The organism is Bacillus sp. BML-BC051, assembly GCF_019656175.1.
In the GTDB taxonomy this organism is placed as follows: domain Bacteria; phylum Bacillota; class Bacilli; order Bacillales; family Bacillaceae_G; genus Bacillus_A; species Bacillus_A mobilis.
The window spans coordinates 106,237-125,261 of the sequence record NZ_BPLI01000034.1; the positions used below are offsets into that span (position 1 = coordinate 106,237).

The window sequence follows — 19,025 nt, forward strand, 5'->3', positions numbered from 1 at the left end:
CATAAAACGCTACCTAAAAGCAGGTAGCGTTTTATATTTATTAGAATACACTTCAACTATCCGAATGATTGTAGTATTTTAGAAATTATATTTTCTAAGTATCCTCTCATGTTTATTTTTCTATTTTCAATAGAAAAAAGCACATTCTGCATATTAGCAAAATGTACCTCCCCTTAAAATTATAATTTTTATTGTTTCTTTATTAGTAATCCAAAGCGATCATAATACTCTTTTACTAATAATTTACACATAGCATAGAAAATAAAAACATTAATAGTAACGATAAACATTCCCATGTTCGTATTAGAGCCCGCATACAGAACCATTACTATATTTAAAAAGATTGTTAACGTTAATCCTAAAGCTATTCCTGTCCACTTCATTTCATATAGCAGTAAAAAGATGACAAATACTAATGCTGGGAAAGCATATCTCTCATGCATTTGCGTAGGTAACATAAAGAACGCAAAGCTTATAAAAGTCGCTGCTTTTAATAGAACTGCCGTATTCATATGACGATGGAAAAAGACATATAAACAAGTTAATGCCGCTGCAATAGACAAGAGTATTAATCCAACTGTCTTCAATGTAATATGTGGTAAAATTTGAATAGTATCCACTGTATTAGGATCCGTACCAATCGCGTAATACCAAATGTTCATAGCAAATACAGTTACCGTTGGGAACGTACCTACCGCATTCAAATATGCTTGTTTTAACATCGTGATAAATGTTCCATGCGCTGCGAAATACAAACCGAATATTAATAAAGGAATACAGAACCCCATTACAAATTTGGTTAATTGCTTGCCTTCTTTTTTTTCCCAAATGATTTTTAAGAAATACATAGCAAATACAGGCGCAATTACGATTGATTGAAATTTAGCCAGTAACGCTATAGCGTAAATAGCACCAGACCAAGTTGGCTTAGACATTAGTAATAAAATAGAACTAACCATCAATATACTATGTAGCATATCTACTTGACCCCAAATAGTTCCATCCACTATAACGGCTGGACTAAATGCAAAAAATGTTACTAATGCTGCTCTCACAATCGAATTGTTTATCCTTTTAGAAACTATAGCAAAAATAATTATAGCTACTACTTCAAATACAATGGATGGGACTCGAATTAAAACACCTGCAACTTCCACATATGTATTAAAAAATGACAATATGCCTCCATAAATACCTAAAAGAGCTAAGAAAAATGGCGGATAGTTTACTAAATCTCCATGTGCATACACATCACCTAGTCCATATTTACCTACTGTATTCATCCAATCCACAAAAAATAGTTGATCTCGTTCATATCCTTCTAAATGAAATGCTAAATATAAACGTAATAACAGAGATGCAACAACTACTACAATCAAATAAAAATGAAGCCATTTTAAACTCCACCTATCTTGAGTAAAATTCATTTAATAAACACCGTCCTTACTTTTTATAGCTTACAACAATTAAATTGAAATTGATTTACTTATATAAAAATATACTCCTCAATGAATTAACGATTTCTCCATTCAATGGTAAAAAAATTAAATAGATATACTAACACAAAAAAAAACAATCGTCAATCACGTATTAGTTAAAGTCCATTCAAATTGTCTGCTCTATAAGTAATACCCAAAAAAATATCCACCTTTAAAGTGGATATTTTCATTTATTTAATTGCCTCATGAACTTTTAATTGTTTACCTTTTATCGTTGTATTTCTCATAACCTTTAAAACAAGTGGTCCTTTTCCATTTAATATTTCAACATACGAAACATTATCTTGTATTGTAATAATACCTATATCATCAGCAGAAACACCTTGAATTTTAGCAATTGTACCAACGAAATCTACTGCCCTAATTTTCTTTTTCTTTCCGCCATTAAAGTACAATTTCATAATTCCTTTGTTTAGGTCTGCACTTTTATCTTTCTTTATAATTGGTTTAGCATATATCTTTTCTTCAAATATTGCTTTCCCTTTCATAACTTCTTCTTTTGAAGGTGCCAGTTCCTTTGGAATTTCAAATCCGATATATTCCTCAATCTCTTCTAAAAATCTATTTTCATAAGGCGTTATAAATGTAATGGCTTTTCCACTATTACCAGCTCGTCCCGTTCTTCCTGTACGATGTACATAGCTTTCTTTTTCTAATGGAATATCGTAATTAATAACATGTGTAATATTATCAATATCAATTCCTCTCGCAGCTACATCAGTTGCTACTAAATAACGGAACTTTCCTTTTCTAAAATCATCCATAACTTCAAAACGATCTTCCTGTACCATACCACCGTGTATTTTGTCACAAGGATAATTAACTCGCTTTAGCTGTCTATATACATGGTCTACGTTTTCTTGTGTACGACAAAAAATAATACAACTGTCTGGATTTTCAATCATAGTTATATCCTTAAGAAGTGAAAGCTTTTCTTCTTCCCTTACTTCAAAAAGGGTATGTTCAATTTTATCTGTTGTAATCCCAGCTGCTTTAATTTCAATATGAGTTGGTGCATTCATATATGTACGTGATAACTTTTCAACATCTTTCGGTAGGGTTGCTGAAAATAGCATTGTCATTCTTTTTGTAGGTAATTCATCAATAATTGCCTCTACTTGATCGATAAAGCCCATATTTAGCATTTCATCTGCTTCATCAATCACTAAATATTTCAATCGTTCTAAAGAAAGGGTCCCTTTTTCAATATGATCCAACACACGTCCTGGAGTCCCTACTACAATATGCGTCTTTTGCTTTAACTCTAATTTTTGACGTGCGAATGGAGATTTACCATAAATTGCAGCAGCTTTAATTCTTTTGAATCGTCCTATATTCGTAATATCTTCTTTCACTTGAACAGCAAGTTCCCTCGTTGGTGTTAAAACTAGTGCTTGTGGTTTATTCTCTTCCCACTCTACCATTTCACAAAGTGGTATCCCGAACGAAGCCGTTTTTCCACTTCCCGTTTGTGACTTTACAACAAGGTCCTTCTTTTGCAATGCAACTGGAATAACCTCTCCTTGCACTTCTGTTGGATGCTCATATCCTAAACCAGTAAGTGCTCGTCTTACTTCTTTACTTAATGCATAATTACTAAAGCTTTTTTTACTCATATATTAACCTCATTTGATTTTATATTTAACTTATTCTGTTCTTCATACCTCACTTTAGACTATAGTAAGATACTATATTAATCCACTATTTTTAATTCGTTTAAACCTAAATTTATTTAAGTATAATTTTAAAATAGTAAAGGGCAGCCTTCATAATAAGTCTGCCCTATCTATACTGTATTCATTTTTACGGAACCAATTTTTTCACAACTGGTATTCTTTGCAATACTAACGTAATTACCAGACTAAGAACAATTGTAATCGTTACATTAATAGGTATTGCCAATATTGCATGCACACGCTCATTTACCTTAGGGAAAACCATGTACAACAAGTTATTTAATAAGAAGAAGTGAAGAATATATATTCCAAGGCTTGCTTGATTTATAAAACGGAATAACAATGGTAATTCTCTTTCTGATTTTTGGAAAGCATATTTGAAAAATACAAATAATCCAATCGCCATTAGTACAACGCCTGGCGCAAAATATCCGTACCAAAACTGCTCTAACTGTCCATTTGCTTTTACTGTATAGTAATATGTAATAAAGAATGTACTAATAAATCCTACAAGTCCTCCAATGTAAGAAATATTTCTCCACTTTTTCGTCATATCGTAATTGGATAAGTAATAACCAAGTAAGAAATACCCTACATAATTTGTAACGTAAAATAATTCAATATTAAAGTTGATAGGATAATAATATTTAACTAAATTGACTACAACAGACGCATATAGCCATAAAATTAAAAAGTATTCTATCTCTCTTTTTTTAGCGTTCTTCACAAATATCTTCAGTAAAGGTGTAATTAAATATATACCTACAATCATGTATAAGAACCATAAATGTCCCCCAATTGTATCCGTTAAAAAGTGCTTTATCCCTTGCTTTAAAGATGCCGGGAAATATCCTGCATATGCTCCATATGCATAAAATATAGCACTCCAAGCTACAAAAGGTATAATTACTTTACTTGCACGCTTCTGTAAAAATTCCCCGACTGAAATATCTTTCGTTCCTTTTAACAATAAGGCTCCACTAATCATTACAAAAATCGGCACACTCGCACGTGAAATCGATTCAAATAGATTACCAGCCATCCAGCGTGATACATTATTTGCATCTAGCATAGAAGCATAACCAGCAGAAACGTGAATTGTAACCACTGCGATTGTTGCTAATACACGCAACCAATCCATATATACTAAGCGCTTCATTAACAGCCCTCCTAAATTTACCTATTTAACTTTTCTTTTCCAAACATAATTTTACATCAAATAATGCTATGTTTAAACACATTTTAGTTATATGAACTTACAACATAGGCGGCTAAATTTTAATTTTTAAATATAATCATGAAAACCTTTGACTTATGAGTGAAAATAATGTAAATTATCATTTGGACGAACATTTTTAAATAAACTGGATAAAATATTCGTATTTTAGGGGTGTAAATGATGGAAAACGTATTCGACTATGAAGATATTCAATTAATTCCTGCAAAATGTATTGTGAACAGCCGCTCTGAATGTGATACAACTGTCACTTTAGGTAAACATAAATTTAAATTACCTGTCGTACCTGCTAATATGCAAACGATTATTGATGAAAGAATCGCAACTTATTTAGCTGAAAACAATTACTTCTATATCATGCATCGTTTCCAACCAGAGAAACGTATCTCATTTATTAGAGATATGCAATCACGTGGATTAATCGCTTCTATTAGCGTTGGTGTAAAAGAGGACGAATATGAATTCGTACAACAATTAGCTGCTGAGCAACTTACACCTGAGTACATCACGATTGATATCGCGCACGGACATTCTAATGCGGTAATCAACATGATTCAACATATTAAAAAGCATTTACCAGAAAGCTTCGTTATCGCTGGAAACGTTGGAACTCCAGAAGCGGTAAGAGAATTAGAAAACGCTGGTGCTGACGCAACAAAAGTTGGTATTGGACCTGGTAAAGTTTGTATTACTAAAATTAAAACAGGCTTTGGAACTGGCGGTTGGCAACTAGCTGCACTTCGCTGGTGTGCAAAAGCTGCAAGTAAGCCAATTATCGCTGACGGTGGTATTCGTACACATGGCGACGTAGCTAAATCTATTCGATTTGGGGCGACTATGGTTATGATCGGTTCTCTATTCGCTGGTCATGAAGAGTCTCCAGGGGAAACAATCGAAAAAGACGGCAAACTTTATAAAGAGTATTTCGGTTCAGCTTCTGAATTCCAAAAAGGCGAGAAGAAAAACGTTGAAGGTAAGAAAATGTTCGTTGAGCATAAAGGTTCTTTAGAAGATACTTTAATCGAAATGGAACAAGATCTTCAATCTTCTATCTCTTACGCTGGTGGAACAAAATTAGACTCAATTCGTACTGTAGATTATGTAGTCGTGAAAAACTCTATTTTCAACGGTGATAAAGTATATTAATTTTTAAATTTAACTCGAAGGACAAGCAGTTTTATGCTTGTCCTTCTTTTTCATATATAGAAATGTTAAATATTTTCATTTTACTGAATTTTCTAGTATCATGTTTTTAGATACTTATGATAAGGGGGATATAACAAATGAAAAATATAATTGAGAAACGCCATATTCGCGCAGAAGTCCCTACTGAACTAACATGGGACCTCTCTGATTTATACGAATCTGATAAAGAGTGGGAAACTGCATTACGTGTATTAACAGACGATATAAAAAAAATTGAGGCGTTTAAAGGACAATTACGCACTAGCCCCACTACCTTATTACATTGCCTACTTTTAGAAGAAGAGCTTTTAATGAAATTAACAAAACTATACTCCTATGCAAATTTAAAAGAATCTGCTGATCGTACAAATCCAGTTATTCAAGCGAACTCTTCCAAAATTGCTGCTTTATGGACGAAAGTGCATACTGCATTATCCTTTATCCATAATGAAATCCTCTTATTTGACGAAGGAACAATTGAAAAATATTTAACTAAAGAAACAAAACTCGAACCTTTCCGTAAATCATTACTAGACATCCTACAAAAAAGGCCGCACACGCTCTCTCCTGAAACAGAAGAAGCTCTTGCTGCACTTGGCGAAGTACATAGTTCTCCATACAAAATTTATGGTATGACTAAATTAGCCGACATGGATTTTACCTCCATACAAGACGAACAAGGAAACGAACTCCCTGTATCATTTGCATTATTTGAAAGTAAATATGAGTTTTCTCCAAGCGTAGACATACGTAGAAAAGCGTACTCATCATTTGTTTCCACCTTGAAACGATATAAAAATACAGTGGCAACAACATATGCGACTGAAGTAAAAAAACAAGTAACACTCTCTCGTTTACGCAAATTTGAATCTGTTACTCATATGCTTTTGGAACCTCAAAAAGTTCCACTTGAAATGTATGACAATCAACTTGATATTATATACAAGGAATTAGCACCTCATATGCGTCGTTTTGCAGATTTAAAAAAGAAAGTATTAGGACTCGATCAAATGCTTTTCTGCGACTTACATGCACCTTTAGATCCCGAATTTAATCCAAGCATCACATACGAAGAAGCCGGAAAACTCATTCAAGACTCTTTACAAGTATTGGGCGATGAATATGGTTCCATTATCGCAAAAGGATTTAAAGAGAGATGGGTCGATCTTGCAGATAATGTAGGGAAATCAACAGGGGCATTTTGTTCAAGTCCATATGGTTCTCATCCATACATTTTAATTACATGGCAAAATACGATGCGTGGATGCTTCACATTAGCCCATGAATTTGGGCATGCTGGTCATTTTTATTTAGCAAATAAAAACCAACGTATTATGAATGTACGTCCATCTATGTACTTTGTCGAAGCACCATCTACGATGAACGAATTACTATTAGCCCAGCATTTATTAGCGACGACTGACGATAAGAGAATGCGTAGATGGGTGATTCTGCAACTAATCGGCACATATTATCATAACTTTGTTACTCACTTACTTGAGGGAGAATATCAAAGAAGAGTATATACGCTAGCAGAAGAAGGAGAAGCACTTACAGCTACAACTTTAACTGAAATAAAAACAAATGTACTTTCGACATTCTGGGGAAATTCTGTAGAAATTGACGAAGGCGCTGGCTTAACTTGGATGCGTCAACCTCATTATTATATGGGCTTATATTCTTACACCTATTCCGCAGGCCTCACTGCATCTACTGCGGTAGCTCAAATGATTAAAGAGGAAGGGCAACCTGCCGTTGATCGCTGGTTAGATGTACTTCGCGCTGGTGGTACGATGAAACCACTTGAATTAATGAAACATGCTGGAGTAGATATGTCAAAACCAGATGCAATCCGTAAAGCTGTTTCTTACGTCGGCTCCTTAATTGATGAATTAGAACACTCTTATCAAGAATAAAAAACAAGCCCTCGCTTTATGAGGGCTTGTTTCATATTTATTTTCCAAATCTTTTACGGTATCCACATTTTCTGCATAGCTCTTCGACTGCAACTCTTTTCGAAAATCCATCGACAATGTTTGTTGCTCTTTCACCTTCTATAATATTAGAAAATGAGTCATTATTAATATTCCCAAGGTTAATAATCCCCTCACCATCTAAACAACAAGGAATAACCGTTCCGTTCGCTAAAATACCTGCTTGATTTCGAAGACCATGACAGAATCCTTTTCCATCATCCTCTTCTTCATGTAATGCCGGCCACTGGAATTCATAGTCTTGATTAATAAAGACACGTTCCGCAATTTTTATACCTTTTCCTGGTGTAAGCTTCTCTTCGATTTGATAAGATAGACCAAACTCATTTTCAATGATGGATAATAAATCTCTATTTTTCTGGATTTCAGCATTCGTTTTATTATCCTGAGTTAAATTCCATAACCTTAGTGAAACAATTAAATCCGATTGACTTGTCGCCTCTCTAATAAAGGAAAGTATACTTCTTACATAACCCTCTTTATCTTGCGAACCTGGATGTCCATCAAAACTGTGCAGTGAAAAATTCATTTGTCTTAACGCAGGCTTATTTAACAATCTATGCCTTCTCTTATTAATTAACGTTCCATTCGTTGTAATATTAACTTTAAACCCTTTTTCATGGCTTAAATCTAACAATTGATCTATTTTTGGATGCAGCAACGGCTCACCCTTCACGTGCAAATAAATGTAGTCTGTGTGTGGTTTAATTTGGTCTAACCTTTTTGCAAAATCCTCCACAGAAATGAATTGCTTCTGTCTTTCCGTCGGCGGACAAAAGCTGCACGCAAGATTACATACACTCGTAATCTCCAAGTAAAATTTCTTAAACTTCTTCACCTTTAACTCCTCACTTCTATGACTACTTATACTTTTTCCTCTTCATATTACAGCATACTTTTTTAGAAATAGAAACATACTTATTAAATATAAATTTAAACTGACCATTTTTCAGTTTTACTATACTTAAAAAGTAAGCAACCACACACAAATAATCCATTTATATAATTAAATTAATTTTTAATTTTTTTAATTGTAATTAAATATTGTATATTTTTACTTTTCTGTTAAAATAAGGTTAATAGGGCTGAAAAATAAAAACGAAAGAGGTGTTTTTTAGTGTTTAAAAAAGTATTTTCATCATTTATAGCAATCACTTTATTAGTATCAACCGCATTTTCTCTCCAAGCATCCGCAGAAGAATCTATCAACAATGACAATAACCTTACATACGAACAGCAACAAGAAGTGGATAAATTAGCTATTGAAGTAGAAAAAGATCTTAGATTTTACTTTGAAGAGGTAGGGGAATTGACAGAGAGTGGCTATAAAATTACCAATCCAGCACTTTTACAAGAAAAAATCTCTGCTAATGATCAAACAGCAATTAATATCGCTGAAATAATTGGATATAGTGAATACAATAAGTACGATAAGGAAATCCAAAGGAGCGCTGCATCTTTTGGAAAATGTATAGCAAATAAATTTATTAATAGTTATGGTAATATCGCCAGACAATTTTTATCAGGAGCCATTTTTACTTACATTAAGAGTAAACAATATGATTTGGCTGCAAAATTAATCGCAAACACCTTAATTAGAGCAGGCTTCAAAGTTAATGCTGCTGGTATAGCAGTTGAAGCCGCTGCATATGGATGGCAATGTCGAAACGAATGGTAATTAATAACGCCCTCTAATATTATTTCTACTATTTTCTCAGAAATAAAAATTAAAATACTATTCTATTTTTAACATACTAACAAATACATCTGATGCAGAAAGTACCTTTTACTTATTAGGATTGTTCTAATAAGTGAAGGGTACTTTTTTAATACATTTACTTAAAATAACAAAATACACGTAGTTCATAATTAAAAATTTAAAGCAAAATTAAAAGGCACGATTCCAATACTACCGGATTCATGCCACAGAAGCTCCCTAACCTATAATTACATAGTTCATTTAACTTTTTAAGTTTACTTCAATGTAAAGAATTCCTTTATTATTTTATTTAAAAGATACCCTTATAAAAAGTGAGTACTACATTTTATTTTTAAAGATCTTATTAAGTTTTTTTTGATAATAAATTTGGTAATTCTTTTCACCAAATTTATCCGCTTTAAATTTGCCTATAGTTTCCCTTACTTTTAAATCATGAGCTATAAGATATACTTTTTTTTCATCTCTATAGAACTCTTTAAACCACTCATATTTCTTTAACTCATTTATATTTTTAATTATTTCATCTTCGCTAGGTTTAAAAAAAGGGAGATATATTGAGAGATTCAGTATATCTAACAAAAACCACATATTAAATCAACTCCTTATATAGTCGAATTCCTATATGTTAAAATATTCTATAAAAAACAAAAAAAACCTGCTTGAATTTCTAATTTTTCATTCAATATTTTTAAGCATCTAATACGTCTTCAAAACATTGATTATTAATATATTTCCTTCCAATATACAAACTATTAAATTAAAACTAAAAAAGTTACAAAGGTAACCCTTATTCTTTAATTAACTATGTGCTTACTTATCATACGGTTCCCCCTGACATAGCTAAGTGTGGTTTAAGGGCAAGGAAAAATTAATCTCCAATCTAAATCCAGATTACTAAATATCCCTTCAGAATCATTTTAAGAAAGCCCTGCATTAAAATAGTCTTTAACCATTACCTCTGTTATGGTGTAATAAATACTGGCTAGAAATGGCTGTCTTCTCTTAATATATTCTATCCGATACCAATTTTCTTTATTTTTCCTAATTACCGATTCAATTTACTTTTTCCCAGATTTAAATAATTATTTTTATTAATAAACTATATTAATTTACTAAAAAAATATATCCTCTTGAACTGCAATTATATGTCCTTAAAAAATTCAACCTATAAACTTCTAATGTCTAACTACTAACATTACACAAGTATATTCATTACATAATTTACCACAATAAACAAAATAAAACAGCCTTACTTCAAATTAGTAAGACTGTTAATTCTTTTAATACTCATTATTTAATAATGAATGATTAGTTGACTACAGCCACACTTACTTATGATACGGTTCCCCACGATTAATACGAAATGCTCTATACACTTGCTCAAGCAATACTAATCTCATTAATTGGTGTGGTAATGTCATCTTTGAAAAAGAAAGAGATTCGTTTGAACGCTTCATTACTTCTGAACTCAGTCCAAGTGATCCACCAATTACAAAGGCAACTTTACTCTTTCCATATGTAGCAAGACGATCTAAGCTTACTGCAAATTCTTCTGAGGATTTTTGCTTTCCCTCTATCGCTAACGCAATGACATGCGTATCATCAGAAATTTTATCCAGTATACGTATACCTTCTTTTTCTTTTACAATTAACATTTCTGCTTCACTTAAATTTTCTGGTGCCTTTTCATCTGGCAATTCAATTACTTCTACTTTTGCGTATGCAGATAATCGTTTTAAGTATTCTGCTATACCTTGTTTTAAATATTTTTCTTTTAATTTCCCAATTGAAATAATCGAGATATTCACACGTATTCCCCACCTTACAAACATGTTATCCACACAACTTATCCACATATCCACAATTGTTACCCACATATTGTGTGAGAATCTGTGTTCGATACAACATATGTCGCCTCATTTTGACAAAATTCACATGTTTTTTTCTCTTTTTCTGAGTTATCCACACTGTTGATAACTGGTGCGACTTCACACTCATCCACAATAATATCTAAAGCTAATTCAACATGTTCTAAACAACAAGGTAAATTCATATTCTTCACCTCACTTTTCTACAATAGAAAACAGGAGGTAGGCCCTCCTGTTTTTAATACTTTTGAACGCCTAGTTTAACCGTTGTTGTTGCTCGTTTTGTACCACGATAAAACGTAAGAGTCATTTTATCATTAATTTTTTTATCATATAAGGCCGTACGGAATCCGATAATATCGCGAACTGGTTTTCCATCTACTGCTACAATCACATCGTGTTCTCGTAAACCAGCATCTACACCTGGCGAAGGACTTTTCACATCTAAAATGCAAACTCCCTCTGTTACATTACCTGGTAAATGCAATGTTTTTGACCAATGGTAATTTGGAATCTCATTTAACGATCTAAGTTCAATTCCAACATACGGTCTCCTTACTTTTCCGTACTTCTCTAATTCATTCATAATTGGAACAGCTCTAGTAACTGGAATAGCTAGTCCAATTCCTTCTACTTCTTTTGCTGCAATTTTCATTGAGTTAATGCCAATTAATTGACCTGCCGCATTTACAAGCGCACCACCACTATTACCTGGATTAATCGCTGCGTCTGTTTGCAATACTTCTACTTGCCAATCGTAATGTCCATCTTGATCCAAATCTACAGGAACAATACGTTCCTTAGCCGAAATAATGCCTTGTGTGACGGTTCCAGAAAATTGCAGCCCTAGTGGGTTTCCAATCGCAATGACCGGTTCTCCTCTACGAACAGTATTAGAATCGCCAATCTCAATTATTTTTTTCACATGCTTTGCATCTATTTCTAATACAGCCAAATCTGTGACTACATCCGTTCCTAATACTTTTCCCGGAACCTTCTTACCATCACTTAAACTTACTTCAATACGATTTGCTCCAGCAACAACATGATTATTCGTTACAATATAAGCTTGGCCATCTGCTTTTTTATAAATTACACCCGATCCTGTACCAGCTTCTGAATCTGCCTCTGAAAAATTATCTCGTTGAATATTAATAACGCCAACAACAGCTTCAGACGCACGATCAACAGCATCAACAAAGCTAATCTGTTTAATTCCTTGAGCTTCGATCATATTACTTCCACTTGCTTCAGCTTGCGGAAGCGCGCCCGCATCATTTGCAAATAAAGGAGCTCCAAATGCAAATAACGAAGCTCCTACAATTGTTCCTGCTATGCTAGAAATAACAATACCTTTATGCTTCTTTTTTCTTGCACGTTTCATACGATAATTTTCTTCATCAATAAAGGACATATTTGTTCACCCATCTTCCTGAAAACAACTATATTCACCTTTATTGTTTACTAAAATGAAGAATTATACGTATTGAATTTTTGTAGGCATTTTCGGATCTGTATCATGAATTTCGAAGGCTTCTCCCACTCCAAATCCTTTTTCCTCTAATACTTGTGATACTGACATACGTGCTAGTTCTTTCATGTTATTATCTAAACTTAAATGGGCTAAATAAATATGTTTTGTCTCATCTGTAATTACATCCGCCATCGCTAATGCAGCATCCTCATTACAAACGTGCCCCACATCACTTAAAATACGTCGCTTAATACTCCATGGGTAACGTCCCATACGAAGCATTTCCACGTCATGATTACTTTCAAACACGAAAGCGTTAGCACCCTTAATAACACCTTTCATACGGTCACTCACGTATCCCGTATCTGTAATAAGGGCTAACTTTCTATTATTGTTATGAAAAGCATAGAACATCGGCTCTGCAGCATCATGAGAAACCCCAAATGACTCGACCTCAATATCACCGAATGTTTTCACATCCCCAACTGAGAAAATAAACTTTTGCTCAGTTGGGATATTTCCTATTAAATGTTCCATTGCATTCCATGTTTTCTCATTTGCATAAACAGGTAAATCATATTTACGTGCCAATACACCTAACCCTTTAATATGGTCACTATGTTCATGTGTTACAAGAATACCTGATACATCATTTATATTTAGTTCTGCCTGTTTAAATAAAGCCTCTGTTGCTTTACCACTTAAACCTGCATCGACGAGTAACTTTTTTTCATCTGTTCCTACATATAGCATATTCCCTGTACTTCCACTTGCAAGTACGCTAAAATGCAAACCCATTCTTTCTCACTCCAGTATGTTCATCAACCACTTGATTTTCCCTTTCCCCTAATTCCATAACTTGTCCTTCAATTGCATTTACAAAGAAGTCCTGCTTCTGCTCCGTTTTTAAATTCCACGTTGGAGCAAGCACCTGGTTATTAGAAGTAGATGCGGTAAGGGTGGCATAACCAATTTGTGCTTCTTTTACATGTGTATTCCCATGAACTTTATTTTTTAAATACAGATTCTCTAAAGCCGTTTGAGCAGTAATAATTTCTTGCTGTTTCGTTTTTTCACTTTCGCCCATTTCTTTTAAATCAGTTAGCATCGTCTGTGTGTACGACACAAGTTCATTTTTTTCATTTAATTCCACAACAATCATTGCCTGATCGTTATAGAAAATAGGCTTATCTTTATACTTTTGGAAGAAGTAAATTTTAGAGTCTTTCATCGCCCCATACTCATACTTTTGTCCATCCAATACATAGTTCTTCAAAAAATCACTATACTTATCTTTGGATAATGATTTTGTATTCAAAAAGGGCTCTTTTAGCTTACTTTCTATCTTGTACATATTTTGTATATGCGCTGTTTGATTTTTTAAAGATTGTACATCTTCTTCTTTAAATGCCTTGTTTTCCGCCCTAATAAATGACTCTTTTTTCGGTTCTTTAGGGAAATTACCCATAGTAATTTTGTTTGCTTTTAATTCTTGATCTATCTTTGTTTCTGCAATAAGCTCCAATTGATTACTATCTTGCTTTTGAATGAATTGAAAAATGAGAAAGAGGTCCAAAACAAAAAAGGTCACAATAAATATGGTTTTAATCCGATCCCAATCCATTTAGTCCTCCCTCACTCCACTCATATATTTTTTGTTTGCCAGCTTCATCTTCAACAAACTTTACATACCAAATTGGCTGTAGTCGAGCCACTTGCCCATCTAGTGATAATTTGTATCCAATACCAACGTCTTTAATGAATCTTTTATCTACCGCGGCGTTATTTTCTAAGGATGCTATTACAACGTGACCTGATGGAAGAGTAACCTTCTGTTCTATGCCTTTCGTATTTAAAGACAACAGCGGTCTTTCATATTCCATTACGTCTTCTGATCCCCATACTTGTCTCAATTCAGCTAATCCATCTGTATTGAATACGGAATATCCATCTTCGTGTAAACGGAATACCGTCTGTCCTTTATTCATATAGTCCAAACGATATGAATCCAAGCTCCCACTGTGACCATTTACAAAATCAAAACTTTTTTGTAAAAGCATTAAATTATCTGTCGTTTTCTCACTTGAAACCGAAGAATTTTTATACTTTAACATATGCTGATCGTTTTCAATCTCCATGGACCTAATACCATCTGTAAATGTTTCTTTTGATTTCTCAGTAATAGGGCTTAAATAACGTGGGTCACTAAAAAGAGCATTCTTAAATGTATCAACCGCTAAATTAGATGAAATATATGTTATATTACTTAATTCTGTCGTTCCATCTGGTAAAAATAGCTTTTTCATATCATTAATTTGATAGTCAAAATAAGGTTTTGCCGATACTATAAATTGATTTTGTGCATTTACAATATCTTTTAAATATACACCACTTAATTTTGCTTCATATATTCTAGAGTTATCACCATCAGAAACAAAATTAATTTTAATTTCTTGATCTCTACTTCTAGAAGGATCAAGAATAATTCGATTAAAATGTTTAGGTTTACCTATACTTTTTTCTTTCATATTAAACATAGATTTAACTGCATCAAATGGGATGTTGGTAGGAAAAATAAGTTCAATTTTCCCTTCACCATGCACATAAGAAAGGAAATCACCTTTAGCAATCGATATCTCTTTGAAATCATATAATTCCCCGGCTTCCAAAGGTTTATAGATTGATTCTATATCTCCCTCTCTTTTGCTCCCGTAATGATTTTTATCTTTATGAACGATGATAGAAGTAGGACGGACAACATCAGCGATTTTAGTTTGAGTAGTTCCTTCATTTCCCTGCACAAATTTTGCGTTTTGCATAGATGTGGAATCTGGCACATACGTCCATAAGTTAAAAGTAAGAAATAGGCTAATTACAACTAAATTAATTAAAACTATCGTTTTAACATTTTCCATACTCATTCCCAATCGTCCTCTTCATCCGCTGCCATCGGCAATGTGAAGTAAATAGTTGTCCCTTTTCCTTCCTCACTCTTCGCCCAAATCGAGCCACCATGTGCCTCAATCATTTCTTTCGCAATTGCTAATCCAAGTCCTGTACCACCCATTTGTCTTGAACGTGCTTTATCTACGCGATAGAAACGTTCAAAGATTTTATCGACATTTTCTTTTGGAATACCCATTCCTTGGTCACTTACGCTAATCTCTAATAATTCCCCGCGATCACGTAAGCGATATGTTACTGTTCCACCTTCTGGTGAATACTTTAATGCATTTGAAATAATGTTATACAAAACTTGCGTAATTTTATCCGTATCCATATCAATAAATCGGGATTTCTTAGAGAAAGATCGTTTGAAACTTACGTTTTGCTCTTTAGACATTTCAAAACGATCAATAATGTTATTAAAGAAGTCAGTAAAGTCGACCCATTCTTTCATTAAACGGTGTTCTGTACTATCGAGTTTAGAAAGTTGCAATAATGCATTTACAAGTCTAATCATTCTTTCTGTTTCTTCTTGTGTAACTGTTAAAAATTGTGGTGCAATATTCGGATCTTGCCATGCGCCGTCCGTAAGTGCCTCTAAGTAACTGCGCATCGTTGTTAATGGCGTTCTTAATTCATGGGAAACGTTTGCCACAAACTCACGGCGTTCCCTTTCTATACGCTCCTGCTCAGTTACGTCATATAATACAGCTATTAAACCATTTGCTTTCCCTGTCTCTTTTTGAATAACAGAGAAACTAGCACGTAGAATATATGGCTCATTTCTCGTACTAAAATCTAATAAAACGGAATCAGGCTCTTCGTATAAATGATCGAGCGTAAATTCTTCTTGTATCCCTAATACTTCTAAAACAGATTGATCGAGCGCCGTTTCACGCGAAACATTTAGCATCTTTTCCGCAGGATCATTTAATAAAATAATGTCCCCTTTTCGGTCAGTAGCAATTACTCCATCTGTCATATGCGATAAAACGGATGATAATTTACGTCTTTCACTTTCCGTTGAAGAACGAGCTTGTTGTAATTTTTTTGATAAATTATTGAAAGATAATGCTAATTGTCCAATTTCATCATGGCTATGCACTTTTACTTTTCTTGAATAGTTTCCTTTTGCCATTTCAATCGCTTGTCTTCGCATATCTGAGATTGGTCTCGTAATCGTTTGAGCTAACAAAATTCCAAGTACAGCTGTTACGAGTAATGCAATAACGGTTCCAGTCGCAAAAATTTGATTAATATCCTTCATCTGTTTATAAACATCTTCCATAGATGCAACAATGTAAATAACACCAAGTGGATCCTTGCCGTTATCATCTATAATAGGAGTAAGCATAACTTGTACACGATGGCCTGTACGACCATCCTTCTCAATTTTCACTTCTGGCTTTTTTTGTACCAATACCCGTTGAACAGCTATATCAGTTGATGTTCTATTTACCTTGTTTTGCTTTGACTCATCTGAAATAGCAAGTAACTTTCTATTCGAATCAAATACACTTACCTCTTGGATATCTTTCTTTCGGTCAGAGGCAAATTTTCGAATTGAAGTTTTAATCGTTTCATCTGTTGATTCTGTTTCTGCTTTTGTATGACTTTTTTTAAACTCTTGTTTCAAGTTATATGCTAATAAGTTCGTTTGCTGCGTTAAAGAATCTCTAAAGCCTTGTACAAGACTCTTTTCTAACTCCCTTACGAAATATACCCCAATAACTTGCATAGCTATTAATATTAATAGCATATATATGAGTACAAATTTTAAATGAATAGATTGAAAAAAACCGACTTTCTTCATATACTATTCCTGCTCTGGGTCACGCAAGTAATACCCTACTCCACGTCTAGTTACAATTAAAGTAGGATGACTCGGATTATCTTCAATTTTTTCACGTAAACGACGTACTGTTACATCTACTGTACGTACATCTCCAAAATAGTCATAACCCCAAACTGTTTGCAATAAATGTTCGCGAGTCATAACTTGCCCTAAATGTTTTGCTAAATAATGTAGTAGCTCAAATTCACGATGTGTAAGTTCAATATTTTCTTCACGTTTCGTTACACTATACGCATTTGGATTGATAACAATTGGTCCAATAACCATTTCCGTGTTTTCTTCTTTTTCTGCAGCACCGCCTTGTTGATGGCGGCGTAAATTCGCCTTCACACGAGCAAGTAATTCTCTCGTACTAAATGGCTTCGTTACATAATCATCCGCACCAAGCTCAAGCCCTAATACTTTATCAATTTCAGAGTCCTTTGCTGTAAGCATAATAATCGGCATTTCTGAGCTTTTACGTATTTCACGACAAACCTCTAAGCCATCCTTACCTGGTAGCATAATATCTAATAAAACCATATCCGGCTGCTCTTCATTCGCTTTTTCAATTGCTTCATCACCATCATGCGCCATTACAATTTCAAAACCTTCTTTTTCTAGGTTGAACTTCAAAATATCCGCAATCGGCTTCTCATCATCAACTACTAAAATTTTCTTTCCCATCATCGTCTATTTCCTCCTTATAAAGTGAAACTTTAATCAGTGGGTGTTTTTCTTCATTATCCACTGATTATTAGCCCTCACCAATCGGGCTTTTACGGGCAGGTGATCCCCCATCTTCTTTTCTTTCGTTGAATTTTAAAGTGGGAGCTTACCGCCCGGTAAATAGCGGGGTAAAAATATGGTCAATATCCCTAAACACATTGATGTCTACATAGTATGTCCCTATATGACCGCATCTTTTGCTTAAGTACTTTCTCCTCTATTCTCACAGACTCATGTATGATCCACTTTTACACGGAATCCTATACGATCTATAGAAAAACCTCTAGCTTCAACTGCTAGAGGCTCCTCATTCTATTTTAAAATAACTACTCAATTTTGTAAAATTACACAAATAAAAAGGATATTAAGTGGGCCCACTTAATATCCTGAGAGTGGCTCGGGACGGAATCGAACCGCCGACACGAGGATTTTCAGTCCTCTGCTCTACCGACTGAGCTACCGAGCCAAAACTATATATAAAACCACTAATGGTGGTATAAACAAAAGTGGCGGTCCCGACCGGGGTCGAACCGGCGATCTCCTGCGTGACAGGCAGGCATGTTAACCACTACACCACGGGACCAAAAATGAACATAAAAAAACATGACCCGTACGGGATTCGAACCCGTGTTACCGCCGTGAAAGGGCGGTGTCTTAACCACTTGACCAACGGGCCACGAAAAATAAAATGGTGAGCCATGAAGGATTCGAACCTTCGACCCTCTGATTAAAAGTCAGATGCTCTACCAACTGAGCTAATGGCTCATACTCACCAACGTCATATTTTCGTGACGACAAGATGTATCATAACATGTTTTCTTTATGTTTTGCAATACCTTTTTTCATTTTTTTATAAAAGATAA

Annotated in this window: 16 protein-coding genes and 4 tRNA genes; 3 read left to right on the top strand and 17 right to left on the bottom strand. The window is 34.1% G+C overall.

Features of this window, described 5'->3' with window-relative positions; all coding sequences use genetic code 11:
- Positions 1-188: 188 nt before the first annotated feature.
- From K5S59_RS15710 to K5S59_RS15720, 3 genes are all read right to left on the bottom strand, one after another.
- Complete coding sequence (locus K5S59_RS15710) at positions 189-1,427, bottom strand: hypothetical protein (RefSeq protein ID WP_001011937.1); 1,239 nt, start codon at positions 1,425-1,427, stop codon at positions 189-191.
- Between the two features lie 242 nt (positions 1,428-1,669).
- Positions 1,670-3,115, bottom strand: a complete 1,446-nt coding sequence (gene dbpA / locus K5S59_RS15715) for an ATP-dependent RNA helicase DbpA (protein ID WP_000039363.1) — start codon at positions 3,113-3,115, stop codon at positions 1,670-1,672.
- Positions 3,116-3,302: 187 nt separating this feature from the next.
- Positions 3,303-4,334 carry an acyltransferase gene (locus K5S59_RS15720; protein ID WP_000827022.1) on the bottom strand — a complete coding sequence of 344 codons (1,032 nt, stop codon included), beginning with the start codon at positions 4,332-4,334 and terminating at the stop codon, positions 3,303-3,305.
- A 240-nt stretch (positions 4,335-4,574) separates the two neighbouring features.
- Here K5S59_RS15720 and guaC point away from each other — a divergent pair, with 240 nt between their 5' ends.
- The gene (gene guaC / locus K5S59_RS15725; protein WP_000432444.1) at positions 4,575-5,558 is read left to right on the top strand and encodes a GMP reductase; all 984 of its coding nucleotides are present in this window, start codon (positions 4,575-4,577) and stop codon (positions 5,556-5,558) included.
- A gap of 137 nt (positions 5,559-5,695) precedes the next feature.
- A complete protein-coding gene (gene pepF / locus K5S59_RS15730; RefSeq protein WP_120451072.1) occupies positions 5,696-7,513 on the top strand; it encodes an oligoendopeptidase F in 1,818 nt (605 codons plus the stop codon).
- Positions 7,514-7,550: 37 nt separating this feature from the next.
- Here pepF and K5S59_RS15735 read toward each other — a convergent pair whose 3' ends face one another.
- Positions 7,551-8,429 (bottom strand): radical SAM/SPASM domain-containing protein, encoded by an 879-nt coding sequence (locus tag K5S59_RS15735; RefSeq protein WP_000713629.1) that lies wholly within the window; start codon positions 8,427-8,429, stop codon positions 7,551-7,553.
- Positions 8,430-8,708: 279 nt separating this feature from the next.
- Here K5S59_RS15735 and K5S59_RS15740 point away from each other — a divergent pair, with 279 nt between their 5' ends.
- Positions 8,709-9,269, top strand: a complete 561-nt coding sequence (locus K5S59_RS15740; protein WP_088115963.1) for a hypothetical protein — start codon at positions 8,709-8,711, stop codon at positions 9,267-9,269.
- Between the two features lie 360 nt (positions 9,270-9,629).
- Here the strand turns inward: K5S59_RS15740 and K5S59_RS15745 are convergent, their stop codons facing one another.
- From K5S59_RS15745 to K5S59_RS15805, 13 genes are all read right to left on the bottom strand, one after another.
- A complete protein-coding gene (locus K5S59_RS15745; RefSeq protein ID WP_000264291.1) occupies positions 9,630-9,899 on the bottom strand; it encodes a hypothetical protein in 270 nt (89 codons plus the stop codon).
- Positions 9,900-10,639: 740 nt separating this feature from the next.
- Positions 10,640-11,119 carry a 23S rRNA (pseudouridine(1915)-N(3))-methyltransferase RlmH gene (gene rlmH, locus K5S59_RS15750; RefSeq protein ID WP_001027003.1) on the bottom strand — a complete coding sequence of 160 codons (480 nt, stop codon included), beginning with the start codon at positions 11,117-11,119 and terminating at the stop codon, positions 10,640-10,642.
- Between the two features lie 59 nt (positions 11,120-11,178).
- Positions 11,179-11,364 carry a CxxH/CxxC protein gene (locus tag K5S59_RS15755; protein WP_001052833.1) on the bottom strand — a complete coding sequence of 62 codons (186 nt, stop codon included), beginning with the start codon at positions 11,362-11,364 and terminating at the stop codon, positions 11,179-11,181.
- Between the two features lie 53 nt (positions 11,365-11,417).
- On the bottom strand, positions 11,418-12,593 hold the full coding sequence (locus K5S59_RS15760) for a S1C family serine protease (RefSeq protein ID WP_000008037.1): 1,176 nt from the start codon (positions 12,591-12,593) through the stop codon (positions 11,418-11,420).
- Positions 12,594-12,656: 63 nt separating this feature from the next.
- Complete coding sequence (locus K5S59_RS15765) at positions 12,657-13,451, bottom strand: MBL fold metallo-hydrolase (protein WP_000522836.1); 795 nt, start codon at positions 13,449-13,451, stop codon at positions 12,657-12,659.
- Positions 13,435-14,277 carry a two-component system regulatory protein YycI gene (locus tag K5S59_RS15770; protein ID WP_000383732.1) on the bottom strand — a complete coding sequence of 281 codons (843 nt, stop codon included), beginning with the start codon at positions 14,275-14,277 and terminating at the stop codon, positions 13,435-13,437. Before K5S59_RS15770 ends, K5S59_RS15765 begins: the two co-directional genes overlap by 17 nt.
- Positions 14,258-15,574: a YycH family regulatory protein gene (locus K5S59_RS15775; RefSeq protein ID WP_000061594.1), complete on the bottom strand. Its 1,317-nt coding sequence runs from the start codon at positions 15,572-15,574 to the stop codon at positions 14,258-14,260. Before K5S59_RS15775 ends, K5S59_RS15770 begins: the two co-directional genes overlap by 20 nt.
- Positions 15,571-17,412 (bottom strand): cell wall metabolism sensor histidine kinase WalK, encoded by a 1,842-nt coding sequence (walK, locus tag K5S59_RS15780; protein WP_000755360.1) that lies wholly within the window; start codon positions 17,410-17,412, stop codon positions 15,571-15,573. The genes K5S59_RS15775 and walK overlap by 4 nt, the downstream gene beginning before the upstream one ends.
- A 3-nt stretch (positions 17,413-17,415) precedes the next feature.
- Positions 17,416-18,123, bottom strand: a complete 708-nt coding sequence (gene walR / locus K5S59_RS15785) for a cell wall metabolism DNA-binding response regulator WalR (RefSeq protein WP_000971865.1) — start codon at positions 18,121-18,123, stop codon at positions 17,416-17,418.
- 432 nt (positions 18,124-18,555) lie between these two features.
- Positions 18,556-18,628: transfer RNA gene (locus K5S59_RS15790), tRNA-Phe, on the bottom strand.
- A 41-nt stretch (positions 18,629-18,669) separates the two neighbouring features.
- Positions 18,670-18,745: transfer RNA gene (locus tag K5S59_RS15795), tRNA-Asp, on the bottom strand.
- A gap of 21 nt (positions 18,746-18,766) precedes the next feature.
- A tRNA-Glu gene (locus K5S59_RS15800) sits at positions 18,767-18,838 on the bottom strand.
- Between the two features lie 13 nt (positions 18,839-18,851).
- Positions 18,852-18,927: transfer RNA gene (locus tag K5S59_RS15805), tRNA-Lys, on the bottom strand.
- Positions 18,928-19,025 lie beyond the last annotated feature (98 nt).